Here is a 13,932-nt window from a genome sequence, read left to right as displayed (position 1 = left end):
CGTGCTGGCAAGCGACACGGGCGGCGTCAACGGCATCGCCCTCGGCGTCTTCATCTTCTTCTTCGCCGCCGTCACGGCGATGGGCTTCCTGGCCGCGCGCTGGCGCAAGGCCGAGACCGAGAGCCTGGACGAATGGGGCCTGGGCGGCCGGTCGTTCGGCACCTGGGTCACATGGTTCCTGCTCGGCGGCGACCTCTACACGGCGTACACCTTCGTGGCCGTCCCGGCGGCGGTCTACGCGGCGGGCGCGGCAGGCTTCTTCGCGGTGCCGTACACGATCCTCGTCTACCCGCTGATCTTCACCTTCCTGCCGCGGCTCTGGTCGGTGTCGCACAAGCACGGATACGTGACCACGTCCGACTTCGTGCGCGGGCGCTTCGGCTCGAAGGGGCTCTCGCTGGCCGTCGCGGTCACCGGCATCCTCGCCACGATGCCGTACATCGCGCTCCAACTGGTCGGCATCCAGGCCGTGCTCGACGTCATGGGCATCGGCGGCGGCCCGGACACCAACTGGTTCATCAAGGATCTGCCGCTGCTCATCGCGTTCGCGGTGCTCGCCGCGTACACGTACTCGTCGGGTCTGCGCGCCCCCGCGCTGATCGCGTTCGTGAAGGACGGTCTGATCTACCTGGTCATCGCCGTCGCGATCATCTACATCCCGATCAAGCTCGGCGGCTTCGACGAGATCTTCCAGGCGGCGAACGCCAAGTTCTCGGCGGCGAACGAGGCGGCGGGCAAGCCCGTAGCGGGGCTCGCACCGGGCCACGCGGGGCAGTGGACGTACGCGACGCTGGCCCTCGGCTCCGCGCTCGCGCTGTTCATGTACCCGCACTCGATCACGGCGACGCTCTCCTCCAAGAGCCGCAACGTGATCCGCCGCAACACCACGATCCTGCCGCTCTACTCGCTGATGCTGGGCCTGCTCGCGCTGCTCGGCTTCATGGCGATCGCGGCCGGGGTGAAGGTCGAGAACGGGCAGCTGGCGATCCCGCAGCTGTTCGAGAACATGTTCCCCGACTGGTTCACCGGCGTCGCGTTCGCCGCCATCGGCATCGGCGCGCTCGTCCCCGCGGCCATCATGTCGATCGCGGCCGCGAACCTCTTCACCAGGAACATCTACAAGGACTTCCTCAAGCCGGACGCGACGCCCAAGCAGGAGATGAAGGTCTCCAAACTGGTCTCGCTCCTGGTGAAGGTCGGCGCGCTCGTCTTCGTCCTCACCATGGACAAGACGGTCGCGATCAACTTCCAGCTCCTGGGCGGCATCTGGATCCTGCAGACGATGCCCGCGCTGGTCGGCGGCCTGTTCACGCGGTGGTTCCACCGCTGGGCGCTCCTTGCGGGCTGGGCGGTCGGCATGGTCTACGGGACGGCCGCCGCGTACGGGGTCGCCTCGCCGACGCAGAAGCACTTCGGCGGCTCGTCCGACGAGATCCCCGGCATCGGCGAGATCGGCTACATCGGCCTCACGGCGTTCGTCCTGAACGTGGTGGTCACCGTGGTCATGACCTTCGTCCTGCGCGCCGTGAAGGCCCCTGACGGCATCGACGAGACCTCTCCCGGCGACTACACGGCGGACGCGGGCGACCCCGGCGTCGTGGAAGAGCTGCCGCCGGCCACGGCGGGGGCGCCGGGCGGGCACTGAGCACACACCACATAGCGCGGGCCGTCGGAGGAATCCGGCGGCCCGCGCTGCTGTGCGCGCACTGCCGACACACAAGATATGGGGCTGCCACTCCGAGCCAGCACAAGATGTATGCTCGTGCTCGCTGTCGCCGCAGGGGAATCCGGTGCAAGTCCGGAACTGTCCCGCAACGGTGTATGAGTACGCATTTGTCGTCCCCACGAGTCCGAAGACCTGTCGACAGCGCGCCCGTTCCGTCCGGTCCGGGTGCCAACGACGTCCGGGCCTCGTGGAATGGGCTGGTGGACGCGGAGCGCAGCCCTGCCCAAGGGCGGGCGCCCGTGTGTCACTCACCCCTCCCCAAGGCCCAGAGCCGAGCGAGGGAGTGCTCCACGTGACCATCGCGCCAGCCGAACCTGCGTCAGCGCAGACCACCGACGGTCAGCAGACCGCCGACGGCCCAGGAACCGCGCTGCTGCGTACCCTGACCGACCTCACCGCCGACCTCCCCGACGCCGACCCCGGCAGGGTCGCCGCCGCCGCGTTGCGTGGCCGTTCGGCCAGGGCGGATCTGGCGGAGCTGCGGGAGCTCGCGACCGAGGCGGCCGCGGGGCTCATCTCCGAGGACCCGACGTACTCGCAGCTCGCGGCCAGGCTCCTCAGCCTCAGCATCCGTGACGAGGCCGCGTCGCAGGGCGTGCGCTCCTTCTCCGACTCGGTCGCCGTCGGTCACCGCGAGGGCCTTATCGCGGACCGCACCGCCGCGTTCGTCACCGACCACGCGGAGCACCTCGACGGTCTCGTGGAGGCGGCCCTTGAGGACGGCGCCGACTTCCGTTTCGGCTACTTCGGCCTGCGCACCCTGCACAGCCGCTATCTGCTGCGCCACCCCATCACCCGGCAGGTCATCGAGACCCCGCAGCACTTCATGCTGCGCGTGGCGAGCGGCCTCGCGGAGGACGGCAGCACGCGTGCGGTGGACGAAGTCGCCTCCCTGTACCGCCTGATGAGCCGCCTGGACTACCTGCCGTCCTCGCCGACGCTCTTCAACTCCGGTACCCGGCACCCCCAGATGTCCTCCTGCTACCTCCTCGACTCCCCGCTGGACGAGCTGGACTCCATCTACGACCGCTACCACCAGGTCGCGCGCCTCTCCAAGCACGCGGGCGGCATCGGCCTCTCGTACTCCCGTGTCCGCGCCCGCGGTTCGCTGATCCGCGGCACGAACGGCCACTCCAACGGCATCGTGCCGTTCCTCAAGACCCTGGACGCCTCCGTCGCCGCCGTGAACCAGGGCGGCCGGCGCAAGGGTGCCGCCGCGGTCTACCTGGAGACCTGGCACTCCGACATCGAGGAGTTCCTGGAGCTGCGCGACAACACGGGTGAGGACCAGCGGCGCACGCACAACCTCAACCTCGCGCACTGGATCCCGGACGAGTTCATGCGCCGGGTCGCCGCGAGCCAGGACTGGTCGCTGTTCTCGCCGGCCGACGTTCCCGAGCTCGTCGACCTGTGGGGCGACGAGTTCGACGCCGCGTACCGCAAGGCCGAGGCCGCCGGGCTCGCCCGCAAGACCATCCCGGCCCGCGACCTCTACGGCCGCATGATGCGCACCCTCGCGCAGACCGGCAACGGCTGGATGACGTTCAAGGACGCCGCCAACCGCACCGCCAACCAGACGGCGGAGCCCGGCCACACCGTCCACTCCTCCAACCTCTGCACGGAGATCCTGGAGGTGACGGACGACGGGGAGACCGCCGTCTGCAACCTGGGTTCGGTGAACCTCGGCGCCTTCGTGGACACGGCCGCCGGTGACATCGACTGGCAGCGGCTCGACGAGACCGTCCGCACCGCCGTCACCTTCCTCGACCGCGTCGTCGACATCAACTTCTACCCGACCGAGCAGGCCGGGCGCTCCAACGCCAAGTGGCGCCCGGTGGGCCTGGGCGCGATGGGTCTGCAGGACGTCTTCTTCCAGCTGAAGCTGCCCTTCGACTCCCCCGCGGCGCGCGCCCTCTCGACGCGCATCGCCGAGCGGATCATGCTCGCCGCGTACGAGGCGTCCGCCGACCTCGCCGAGCGCAATGGCCCGCTGCCCGCCTGGGAGAAGACCCGTACCGCGCGTGGCGTCCTGCACCCCGACCACTACGGCGTCGAGCTGACCTGGCCGGAGCGCTGGGCCGCGCTGCGGGAACGTATCGCCGCGACCGGTATGCGCAACTCGCTGCTTCTCGCCATCGCGCCGACCGCCACCATCGCGTCCATCGCGGGCGTCTACGAGTGCATCGAGCCGCAGGTCTCCAACCTCTTCAAGCGCGAGACGCTCAGCGGTGAGTTCCTCCAGGTCAACTCCTACCTGGTGCAGGAGCTGAAGCGGCTCGGCGTCTGGGACACGCAGACCCGCGAGGCGCTGCGCGAGGCCAGCGGCTCGGTGCAGGGCTTCAGCTGGATCCCGGCGGAGGTGCGCGAGCTCTACCGCACCGCGTGGGAGATCCCGCAGCGCGGCCTGATCGACATGGCCGCGGCGCGCACGCCGTTCCTCGACCAGGCGCAGTCCCTGAACCTGTTCCTGGAGACGCCGACCATCGGCAAGCTCTCCTCGATGTACGCCTACGCCTGGCAGCAGGGTCTGAAGACGACGTACTACCTGCGTTCGCGCCCGGCGACCCGCATCGCCCGCGCGGCGGCGGGCAAGACCGAAGCCGCCGCCCCCGTCCCCTCCCCCGTCCCCCCGCAGGCAACCGCCGATGAGGCCCTTGCCTGCTCCCTGGAAAACCCCGAGTCCTGCGAGGCCTGCCAGTAATGAGCTCCACCACCAACGCCGAGAAGAACCTCCTCGACCCGGGCTTCGAGCTGACCCTGCGCCCCATGCGCTACCCGGACTTCTACGAGCGCTACCGGGACGCGATCAAGAACACCTGGACGGTGGAGGAGGTCGACCTCCACTCGGACGTCACCGATCTCGCCAAGCTCTCGCCCGGCGAGCAGCACATGATCGGCCGTCTGGTCGCGTTCTTCGCGACCGGTGACTCGATCGTCTCCAACAACCTGGTGCTCACGCTCTACAAGCACATCAACTCCCCCGAGGCGCGGCTCTACTTGAGCCGTCAGCTCTTCGAGGAGGCCGTGCACGTCCAGTTCTATCTGACGCTGCTCGACACCTATCTGCCCGACCCCGAGGACCGCGCGGCGGCCTTCGACGCGGTCGAGGAGATCCCCTCCATCCGTGAGAAGGCGGAGTTCTGCTTCAGGTGGATGGACTCCGTCGAGAAGATGGACCGCCTTGAGTCGAAGTCCGACCGGCGCCGCTTCCTGCTGAACCTGATCTGCTTCGCCGCGTGCATCGAGGGACTCTTCTTCTACGGTGCCTTCGCGTACGTCTACTGGTTCCGCTCGCGCGGTCTGCTGCACGGCCTCGCCACCGGCACCAACTGGGTGTTCCGCGACGAGACGATGCACATGAGCTTCGCCTTCGACGTCGTCGACACCGTCCGCAAGGAGGAGCCCGAGCTCTTCGACGACGCGCTGCAGACGCAGGTCACGGACATGCTCAAGGAGGCCGTCGAGGCCGAGCTGCAGTTCGCGCGCGATCTGTGCGGTGAGGGCCTGCCCGGCATGAACACCGACTCGATGCGCGAGTACCTGCAGTGCGTCGCCGACCAGCGGCTCCAGCGGCTCGGGTTCGCGCCGGTCTACGGCTCGTCAAACCCGTTCTCCTTCATGGAGCTTCAGGGAGTCCAGGAGCTGACCAACTTCTTCGAGCGGCGTCCTTCGGCCTACCAGGTCGCGGTCGAGGGTTCGGTCTCCTTCGACGACGAGTTCTAGTACGTCGGGTTCGCCAGGACCGGCCGAGCTGCGCGGGGTGCGTTCCGCCTCGCGCAGCTCGCGGTCGATCCGGCGGTCGTGGACGTACCCGGCGAGGGAGGGTGCGGCCAGGAGGAGGAAGAGGGTCAGGACGGTCGCGTAATCCAGGAATGCGTTCATGTCCTTACTGTCCTGCGCGCCGGATCCAGGCGGCAGTGGCAGGACTGCCACACTCCATCGACTTACTGCCAGCCCTGCGGCACACTGGCGAGCATGCTGGAAAACGTGGCCGTGGTGCTGCTGGACGGGGCCAATCCCTTCGAACTCGGCGTCGTCTGCGAGGTGTTCGGCCTCGACCGGAGCGACGCGGGCCTGCCCGTGTACGACTTCGCGGTGGTCGCAGCGGAGAGCGGCCCCCTGACCAACCACGCCGGGTTCTCGATCACCACTCCGTACGGCCTCGACCGGCTCGAAGAGGCCGACCTCATCGCCGTGCCCGCAGGGCAGTCGTTCGTGGACCGCGACTACCCCGAGGAGCTGCTCGCCGCCCTGCGCCGCGCCGTCGACCGCGGGGCGCGCGTCCTGTCGGTCTGCTCCGGCGTCTTCGTGCTCGGAGCGGCGGGGCTGCTCGAAGGGCGCCGCTGCGCCGTGCACTGGCGGCACGCCACGGAGCTCGCGGTGCGCTATCCGCATGCCCGGGTCGAGCCCGATGTGCTGTACGTGGATGAGGGCCCCGTCATCACATCCGCGGGCACCGCCGCGGGGATCGACGCCTGCCTGCACATCGTGCGCCAGGAGCACGGCACGGAGGTCGCCAACGCCATCGCCCGGCGCATGGTCGTACCTCCCCATCGCGACGGCGGGCAGGCGCAGTTCGTGGACCGGCCGTTGCCGCGCACGCGGTGCGACACCGTGGGCGGAGTGCTCGCCTGGATGGAGCGCCATCTCGACTCGGACATCACCGTCGAGCGGCTCGCCGAGCGTGCCCACATGTCGCCGCGCACCTTCGCGCGCCGCTTCCAGCAGGAGACCGGAACGACGCCCTACCGCTGGCTCCTGCGCCAACGTGTGCTCCTGGCGCAGGAGTTGCTCGAAGGTTCGGACGAGACGGTGGACGCGATCGCCGGGCGTGCCGGTTTCGGCAACGCCGCGGCGATGCGCCACCAGTTCCTGCGGGCGCTCGGCACCACGCCGAACGCCTACCGCCGCGCCTTCCGCGGCCCGGCCGTCAGCGCCTCTCGGCCCGCAGAACGAGCTTCTTCGGCTGTAGCGTGATGCCGATCCTGGTCTCGGCGTCGGTCTCCGCGACCGGCCTCAGGCGCCACTTCGGGGCCACCGTCGCCAGGATGATGGCGAGTTCGGCCAGGCTGAAATGGTCGCCCGGGCACTTGCGGTTGCCAGTTCCGAACGGCATCATCGCGAACTCCGGTACATCGCCCGCACGTTCCGGATTCCAGCGGTCCGGGTCGAACTCGAGGTGCTGTTCGAAGGAACGCGGATCGCGCTGCATCGCGTACACGCTGTAGACGATGTCGGCACCGGCCGGAATGCGGTAGCCGCCCAGGACGGATTCTCCCACCGAGCGGCGGGTGAATATCCAGGCCGCGGGTTGTATACGCATGGCCTCGGTGACGACATTCCGGGTGTGCGGAAGGTCCCTGAGGTCGGCGAATGTGATCTCCCGGTCCGGTGCGATGGAATTTACCTCTTCAACCAATCGCCTTTCCTGCTCGGGGTGTTCGGCCAGCAGATGGAACGTCCACGCCAGGGTCGACGCGATATTCTCGGCGCCCGCCACGACAAGGGAGATCACGTGGTCGTGGACCTCCTGATCGCTGAGCGGCTGCCCTGATTCATCGCGCGCCCGCAGCATTTCGGCCAACAGGTCGTCCTGGTCCCCACCGGCCGCCCTGCCTTCGGCGACGATCTCGTCGACCAGGGCGTGCAGATCGGCGAGCGCGCTCTGGAAGCGGCGGTTGCCCTGGGTCGGCACGCGGTACAGCGGCCCGACCGAGAGGACCATCCTGCGGTAGAGCCCCTCGAAGACGGTGTGCAGCGACTCGGCGATGCGGTCCGCCTTCTCGCTGATCGCGTCGACCTCCAGGAGCGAGCGGGACACGACGCGCACGGCGGTGCGGAACATCTCCGCGTTGATGTCGACCGTGTCGCCCGGCCGCCAGCGCGCGGCCGTCATGCGGGCCTCCTCCTCCATCACCTTGGCGTAGCCGGCGATCCGCTCGGCCCTGAACGCGGGCTGCATCATGCGGCGTTGACGCCGGTGCAGCTTGCCGTTGCTGGTCGCCACGCCCTTGCCGAGGAGCACTTCCAGGGTGTCCCACAGCGGCCCTCCGACGATGTATTCGGGGCTCCTCAGGAGCTGCCCGACCAGCTCCGGGTCGCAGACCGCGTACGCCGTCTTGGGTCCCAGCCTGATGCGTACGAGATCACCGTGGTCCCGTAGCGCGGCGAAGAAGCCGAGTGGGTCGCGCACCAGGTTCCAGGCGTGGCCGATGAGCGGGGCTCCGCCGCTGACGAGCGGTGGAGTCGTTGTTGTCGCGGGTATCGCGGATTCGACGCTCATTCCTCACCTACCAATTCGGTTTCGGCCAAGTCGCTCATTTCCGCGTCGCTCACATACGGGGGAATTGACCTGTCGTCCCAGCTGTCCACCCGATAGCGGCCTGATTCGTGGTGGAACCAGTACACGGAAGAGAACCAGTTCCGCATATTGGAGACACAGGACTCCACCGTCTCCGCGAGCGCCTTTCCGTGCGCGCTTTCTTCGGCCAATTGCCCGGCGAGGCTGAGCACTTCTTCCTCCGCCTCGAGGAAATCGGATATGCACCGGGTCACCCGCCTGTGCACTTCCGTCACTGCCTCTTCGAGTGACATTCCCTCGTGCTGGATCAGGCTGATTCCGAGATTGTGCAGTTCGTCTCCCGCGAGTTCTTTGGGGAGTGAGCACAGGTCGTTGTACCAGGCGGAGAAGTCCTGTGTGGCCAGCGCCGCCCGCCGGTATGCCGGATGCCTCCGCACGTCCCGCGGCAGCTCCCGCTGCGCCGTGGGCTCCAGCAGATCGATCCACGTCCAGTGCGCGAACGTCAGCCTGCGCAGTTCGATGTAGGCCTCGACCGTCGGGACAGTCCCGGTCCTGCGGTTCCTGAACTCCAGGTCGTACGCCTCGATCACGCTGTGGAAATGCCGGGCGAACCGGGCATTCCAGCTGGGGCCGAGGTGCGAGTACAACCGCAGGACACAGTCCGCGAACCCCGCGATCAAGGGGTCACGGTGGCCCAGTTGCTGCCGGGGGGCCCGGAGCGTCTCGTGGAGCCCGCGGCACAGGCGGCGCCACTGGGCCGCCCTGCCGTGCACCGAGTCGCGGTCATGCCGGTCGTCCCACGCGAAGAACCAGCTGCTGAGATCGGCTATCGCGCTGAGCAACTCATCGGGGGCGCCAATGTAGTAGCCGGCCACCAGGTCCGTGTAGCACAGGCTGTCGGCGTACCGCTCGACCTTGTCCGGGGGCATGAGGCGCATTTCGCGCAGCCATGTCCTGGACGTCTCCTGAAGTGTCGGCCAATACGGATGCAGTTGGCGAGGGAACTCCGACTCGATCACCGGAAGCGCCAACGCCGGTGGCACGGATACCTCCGGTGCCTGTGGCTGTGTCGGTGAAGTGCTAGATGAATATGCAGGCACGGACAAACCCCTCTCAGCCGCCTGAGGACGCGCGCCCCTCCCGCCGTACCGGGCGCGCGCCGTTGCGTATCTCTCCGCGCTTTCCATTCAGCACCACAACTGACCGTTCAGGGAACAGATTTGCGCCATTCACTACCCCCCAGTGCCGAGAAAATCCCCGTACGCGACCGATTCTGGATCATCAAGAGCCTGATTCGATCGCACATCTGATCGGCGGATGGACAGCACATGCGAACGGCCCCTGGACGGGGGTCAGTTCCCGTCCAGGGGCCGCAGGTGGCTCGCGGTGCGCGCGCGCCTTGAGTCGACTAGTCGTTCGGCACGACCGGGTAGCGCGGTGTGCCCTCCTCCATCTGCCGCAGCGCGTCCTTGCGCTCACGCTTGGAGAGGCGGTCGATGTAGAGGTAGCCGTACAGGTGGTCCGTCTCGTGCTGGAGGCAGCGCGAGAAGTAGCCGGTGCCCCGCACCTTGATGGGGTTGCCCTTCTCGTCCTGCCCGGTCACCTCGGCGTAGTCCGGGCGGGCCAGGTCGGCGTAGGCGGTGGGCACGGAGAGGCAGCCCTCGCCCGAGTCGTCCAGGCGGCGCCGCTCGGCGGGGAGCTCGCGGACGACGGGGTTGCAGACCGCGCCGACGTGGCGCTCGCCCTCGTCGTCCATGCAGTCGTAGACGAAGACCTTCAGGTCGACGCCGATCTGGTTGGCGGCCAGGCCCACGCCCTGGGCGGTCCGCTGGCTGGCGAACATGTCGTCGATGAGCTTCGCGAGCTCGTCGTCGAAGGCGGTGACGTCCTTGCACTCCTTGTGCAGCACCGGGTTGCCGACGACCGTGATGGGCCGGGACGTGCCGCGCTCGCGGTGGGCCGTCTCCCGCTCTTCGCAGTCCTCGGTGTCGATGACGAAGCCCTCGTCGTCGACGGGGAGGACCCCGCCCGAGGCCTGCTGCTCAGTGTCCTGCGCCATTGTCCGACGTACGCCTTCCTGGGAACCCACAAGAGATAGTGCCCGTACAGCCTACGGCCAGGAGTCAGCAGACCTCTTCCAGATCCCGCCAGTCACGGGAGTCCGGGCTGTCCGCGACCCAGCCGTCGAGCAGCCCGCGCACCAGGGCGGCGGGCGCCGCGAGGCCGCACTCGCGCTCGGGCACCCACAGGGCGCCGGGGCTGCGGTGGCCGAGGGGTCCGGGATGGCCCGGCTCGCTGTGGTCGTGCGGGTCCAGGTGCTCGCCGTCGCCCTCGTCGCTCGGCATGCGGCTCTCGGAGCACATCCGGCAGAGCAGCCGGACGGAAGACGACCAGTCCTCCGCGGCATAGCCCGCGTCCGCGGCGAGCTTCTCCAGGGCGTCCCTGTCGTCCTCGGTGGCGGCCTCAAGGAGAACCACCCAGGTGGGGACCGGTGAGGGCGCCCACAGCTCGATCTCGTCGAAGACGGGATACGAGTGCCCCTCGCCCGTGGTCCGCTCGCCGTGCGGGACGCCGTCGTGCAGCACGACCTCGCCCCAGCGGCGCCCGGAGGAGGGCAGCGGGATGGAGAGCAGCTCGATCCGGGCGGGGTCGAGCCTGCGCCCCCACACGACCTCGGCCTCACCCTCGGGCGAAAGCCGCACGGCGGCGCTGCCCAGGTCCATGCCGGTGGGGTCCCCCGAGGCGGCCACACCGCCCGGGACGCGCAGGCCGTACGCCTGCCAGGCGCGCCGGGCCAGCGGCCAGTCCTGGAGGGCCGTCGCCGCGATGCCGACGTTCCACCAGTCGGGGGCGCCCGCCGACCGGTCGAGCAGCGCGACGGCCCGCAGGCCAGCGGCCCGTGCCTGCTCCCAGTCGTGCCGGAACTTGTGGAGCAGCGCGAGGTTGAACCAGGACTCCGAGAGCCACGGCTCAAGATCCGCCGCACGGGTAAGCAGCGCGCCCGCGTCCTCGTACCGCCCGTCGCCGATCAGCGTGAAGGCGCGGTCGGTGGCCTGCCGCCATGAGGCGGAGGGCCGGTGCCGTCCCTTGCCGAAGATCCTCACGATTCCCGCCTGCCAGTTACTGAGTTTGAGAGTTCCCGCTGTGCCTGAGGGCCTCTTCGCATCCAACCACGTACGGTCGGACGGCCGCTCATTACCCATGGGTTACCCAGCCGGCGGCAAGCTATGGCCGCCTCGCGCAAGCACCCGGGCCAGGGCTTCCACGACTTCGGGCTGGTAGTCACGGCCGGTGCCCAGGCGCAGCTGTTCCAGGGCGTTGAGAGGGCCTCCAGGACCTTCTCCCCTCGCCATCTCGTCGTACGCGTTGGCAGCTCGCACGATACGGGCGGTGAGCGGCTGCTCGCGATACGGGTCGGCCTGCCGCTCCACGACCACGGCGACGTCGCCGTTCACCCCCGTCTGACGCACGACGGCGCCCCCGAGCAGGGCGATCCGCCGCTGCTCCGCGTCCGGCAGGGCGGCGGTGGCGCCCGCGGGCACCGCGTCGAGCAGGGAGAGCTGCCCGATGTCGTGCATCAGCGCCGCGTACTCAAGGACGTCGAGGTCGGCCTCGCAGAGCCCCAGATCGCGGCCGACCGCCCGGCTGAGCGCGGCGACGCGGCGGGCGTGGCCCTGCGGGGTGTACCCGGCGATCTCCGTGGACCTGGCCAGCGAGGTGATGGTCTGCCGATAGGTGGTCCGCACCGCGGCGTACCGCCGGAACGACAGCTGGGTCAGGAGCAGCGGCAGGCTGAACACCGGCAGCGCCCAGAGCCCGGCCACGGCGACCGCGAGCGCCATGACGGCCCCCGAGGCGCACACGGCGGACCCGATGCCGATCATGGCCCGCAGCTCGTCTCTCAGGATGGGTCCGAAGGGCATGGGGGTACCTCCCCTGCCCTTGAGGCCATGGGGGAGGGTGCGGGCGTGCGCCATGGCAGCGGCGAGCACGGCGTCGCAGAGGGCGGTCAGGACGAGCAGCGCGACGATGACGGCGGCGAAGGCGGGGCCCTGGCCCACCCACTGCTCCAACTTGCCCGCGTTGTAGAGGGGTTGGAAGCAGACGGCGGCGAACCCGACGGTGAGCACGCGCCGCGCCACGTGGTCGAGGGCGGGCCCCTTGCCGAGCGCCACATGCGGTACGGCCCCCACCAGCACGGCCGCGACGACGACGGCGATCACCTGCGGTACGCCGTGGTGCGTGGGCTGCCCCCCGGCCTCGCCGAGCAGCGCGTACGCGAGCGCGCCCGCGGCCCCCAGCGGGGCGGGCTCCCTGTCGCTGCTCCCTGCTCCCCACCGGGCGAGCTCCCCCACCGCTATGAGCCCGCCGAAGGCGAGCGCGGTCCCTCCTTCGGCCACTCCGTGCCAGAGGGTCCAGACGAGAGCGGTCAGGGTGAGCAGCGTGGCGGAGCCGTAGACACAGACGGTGACCGTTGCGGGCAGGCGGCGGGCGCTCACCGCGCTCCCGCCCCCGGGGCCGCGGGAACGCCGGTCGCCTCCTGGCGGGGCCCCGGCACCCCTGCCGTGTCCGAGGTCACCGCCGGGTGCCACCCGTGCCGGTCAAGGGCACGCCGCAACGCCGCGACCATGGCGGGGTCGAACTGCGACCCCGCGCACCGGGACAACTCGGCGAGCGCCGTCGCGACGGGCCGCCCCCTGCGGTAGGACCGCGTGGACGTCATCGCGTCGAAGGCGTCCGCGACGGCGACCACCCGGGCGAACTCCGGGATCTGCCGGCCCACGAGCCCGTAGGGGTACCCGCTGCCGTCGATGCGCTCGTGGTGGTGGAGGATCGCCGCCCGCGCCTCCCCGAGGAACCCGATCCCGCGGACCATCTCGTGTCCGTACTCGGGATGCAGCTCGATGACCCGCCGCTCCTCCGGCGTCAGCGGCCCGTCCTTCCGCAACAGCCGTGTCGGTACGCCGAGTTTGCCGACGTCGTGCAGGATTCCGGCGAACCGCAGGCTCTCCACCCGCTCGTCCGCCATCCCCAGCTCCCGCGCGATCAGCACCGACGCCTGCCCGACGCGCTCGCTGTGCCCGCGGGTGTAGCGGTCCTTGATGTCGACGGCCTGCACGAGAGCCCGGATGGTGGCCTGATGGGCGGCCCGCTCGCGGTGGTACTGCGCGAAGACCCAGCAGGAGACCCCCATCGGCAGCAGCACGAGCAGCGCGGCGAGCGGCCCGTAGGGGCTGCGCCACAGCACGGCCATCATCAGTCCCGCGAGGCCGTGCACCGCGACCGGCGCGAACGACCGCAGGAAGAGCCCCCGCCAGGCCGTCCGCACCGGCACGCGTTCCGCCGTCGCCAGGATGCCGCCGTCCAGGGCCGTCAGTACGAGGGAGAAGGCGAGGACAGCGGCTCCGGCCGGGGCGAGCGCGTACGGGAAGTCGGGCGCGTACGGAAAGTCGGGCCCCGCCACCGCCTCCCGCCCGCCGAGCGCCCCGTACACCCACGCCGAGGCCCAGGCGGCCAGGGCGATCTGGGCGGCGCGCCAGAGCCTGCGCACCCACCGGGGGCGTCGCTCGACGCGGGCGAGCAGCGCCCCGGGCACCGCGACGAGCGCGGCGGCGGCGGGCGGCAGCAGGAACACGGCGGCGAGCAGCACGGGGAAGAACGTGCCGAGGCCGTTCGGGACGCGGCTGCCGATGACGCGGCACCGCGTGATCTGCTCGCACCCGGCGTAGAGCGCGGCGAGCAGCGCGAGCGCGGCCCACGGCGTGCGCGAGGTCAGCGCGGGCGCGACGCAGGCGGCGCCGGCCAGGGCGGCCATCAGGATGTAGGCGCGCGCCCATGGAGCGATGGACCGCATGGCACTGTCTCCTCCCCCGTGACCGTCGTCCCCAGGGACCGGAGACTAGAA

Annotated in this window: 10 protein-coding genes and 1 riboswitch; of the genes, 4 read left to right on the top strand and 6 right to left on the bottom strand. The window is 69.9% G+C overall.

Features of this window, described 5'->3' with window-relative positions; genetic code table 11:
• Position 1 precedes the first annotated feature (1 nt).
• The 4 genes from mctP (at position 2) to ACGFX9_RS16040 (ending at position 6,703) form a co-directional block, all read left to right on the top strand.
• Positions 2-1,645 carry a monocarboxylate uptake permease MctP gene (gene mctP / locus ACGFX9_RS16055; protein WP_393472440.1) on the top strand — a complete coding sequence of 548 codons (1,644 nt, stop codon included), beginning with the start codon at positions 2-4 and terminating at the stop codon, positions 1,643-1,645.
• A 136-nt stretch (positions 1,646-1,781) separates the two neighbouring features.
• Positions 1,782-1,859, top strand: a riboswitch (cobalamin riboswitch).
• Between the two features lie 159 nt (positions 1,860-2,018).
• Positions 2,019-4,427, top strand: a complete 2,409-nt coding sequence (locus tag ACGFX9_RS16050) for a ribonucleoside-diphosphate reductase subunit alpha (RefSeq protein WP_393471223.1) — start codon at positions 2,019-2,021, stop codon at positions 4,425-4,427.
• A complete protein-coding gene (locus ACGFX9_RS16045) occupies positions 4,427-5,449 on the top strand; it encodes a ribonucleotide-diphosphate reductase subunit beta (RefSeq protein ID WP_393471220.1) in 1,023 nt (340 codons plus the stop codon). The genes ACGFX9_RS16050 and ACGFX9_RS16045 overlap by 1 nt, the downstream gene beginning before the upstream one ends.
• Before the next feature lie 252 nt (positions 5,450-5,701).
• Positions 5,702-6,703, top strand: coding sequence for a helix-turn-helix domain-containing protein (locus ACGFX9_RS16040; protein ID WP_393471217.1), 1,002 nt, complete (start codon positions 5,702-5,704; stop codon positions 6,701-6,703).
• Here the strand turns inward: ACGFX9_RS16040 and ACGFX9_RS16035 are convergent.
• The 6 genes from ACGFX9_RS16035 to ACGFX9_RS16010 form a co-directional block, all read right to left on the bottom strand.
• On the bottom strand, positions 6,657-8,009 hold the full coding sequence (locus ACGFX9_RS16035; protein WP_393471213.1) for a cytochrome P450: 1,353 nt from the start codon (positions 8,007-8,009) through the stop codon (positions 6,657-6,659). The genes ACGFX9_RS16040 and ACGFX9_RS16035 overlap by 47 nt on opposite strands.
• Entirely contained in the window at positions 8,006-9,127 is a 1,122-nt protein-coding gene (locus tag ACGFX9_RS16030; RefSeq protein ID WP_393471211.1) for a multidrug MFS transporter, read from the bottom strand. Before ACGFX9_RS16030 ends, ACGFX9_RS16035 begins: the two co-directional genes overlap by 4 nt.
• A gap of 308 nt (positions 9,128-9,435) precedes the next feature.
• Entirely contained in the window at positions 9,436-10,086 is a 651-nt protein-coding gene (gene def, locus ACGFX9_RS16025) for a peptide deformylase (protein WP_393471207.1), read from the bottom strand.
• 64 nt (positions 10,087-10,150) lie between these two features.
• A complete protein-coding gene (locus ACGFX9_RS16020) occupies positions 10,151-11,131 on the bottom strand; it encodes a tetratricopeptide repeat protein (protein WP_393471203.1) in 981 nt (326 codons plus the stop codon).
• Positions 11,132-11,233: 102 nt separating this feature from the next.
• A complete protein-coding gene (locus ACGFX9_RS16015) occupies positions 11,234-12,526 on the bottom strand; it encodes an HD-GYP domain-containing protein (RefSeq protein WP_393471200.1) in 1,293 nt (430 codons plus the stop codon).
• The gene (locus ACGFX9_RS16010; RefSeq protein WP_393471197.1) at positions 12,523-13,881 is read right to left on the bottom strand and encodes an HD-GYP domain-containing protein; all 1,359 of its coding nucleotides are present in this window, start codon (positions 13,879-13,881) and stop codon (positions 12,523-12,525) included. The genes ACGFX9_RS16015 and ACGFX9_RS16010 overlap by 4 nt, the downstream gene beginning before the upstream one ends.
• Between the last annotated feature and the right edge of the window lie 51 nt (positions 13,882-13,932).

The sequence above is a fragment of the Streptomyces sp. NPDC048436 genome, from assembly GCF_043200355.1.
In the GTDB taxonomy this organism is placed as follows: domain Bacteria; phylum Actinomycetota; class Actinomycetes; order Streptomycetales; family Streptomycetaceae; genus Streptomyces.
Note: the sequence above shows the minus strand (reverse complement) of the source record. Positions and strands in the feature narration are given on the sequence as shown.

Bases quoted from the DNA above. Each gene is read 5' to 3' on its own strand.
- ACGFX9_RS16045 (WP_393471220.1), top strand. From the start codon at position 4,427: ATGAGCTCCACCACCAACGCCGAGAAGAACCTCCTCGACCCGGGCTTC.
- ACGFX9_RS16035 (WP_393471213.1), bottom strand. From the start codon at position 8,009: ATGAGCGTCGAATCCGCGATACCCGCGACAACAACGACTCCACCGCTC.
- ACGFX9_RS16040 (WP_393471217.1), top strand. From the start codon at position 5,702: ATGCTGGAAAACGTGGCCGTGGTGCTGCTGGACGGGGCCAATCCCTTC.
- def (WP_393471207.1), bottom strand. From the start codon at position 10,086: ATGGCGCAGGACACTGAGCAGCAGGCCTCGGGCGGGGTCCTCCCCGTC.
- ACGFX9_RS16010 (WP_393471197.1), bottom strand. From the start codon at position 13,881: ATGCGGTCCATCGCTCCATGGGCGCGCGCCTACATCCTGATGGCCGCC.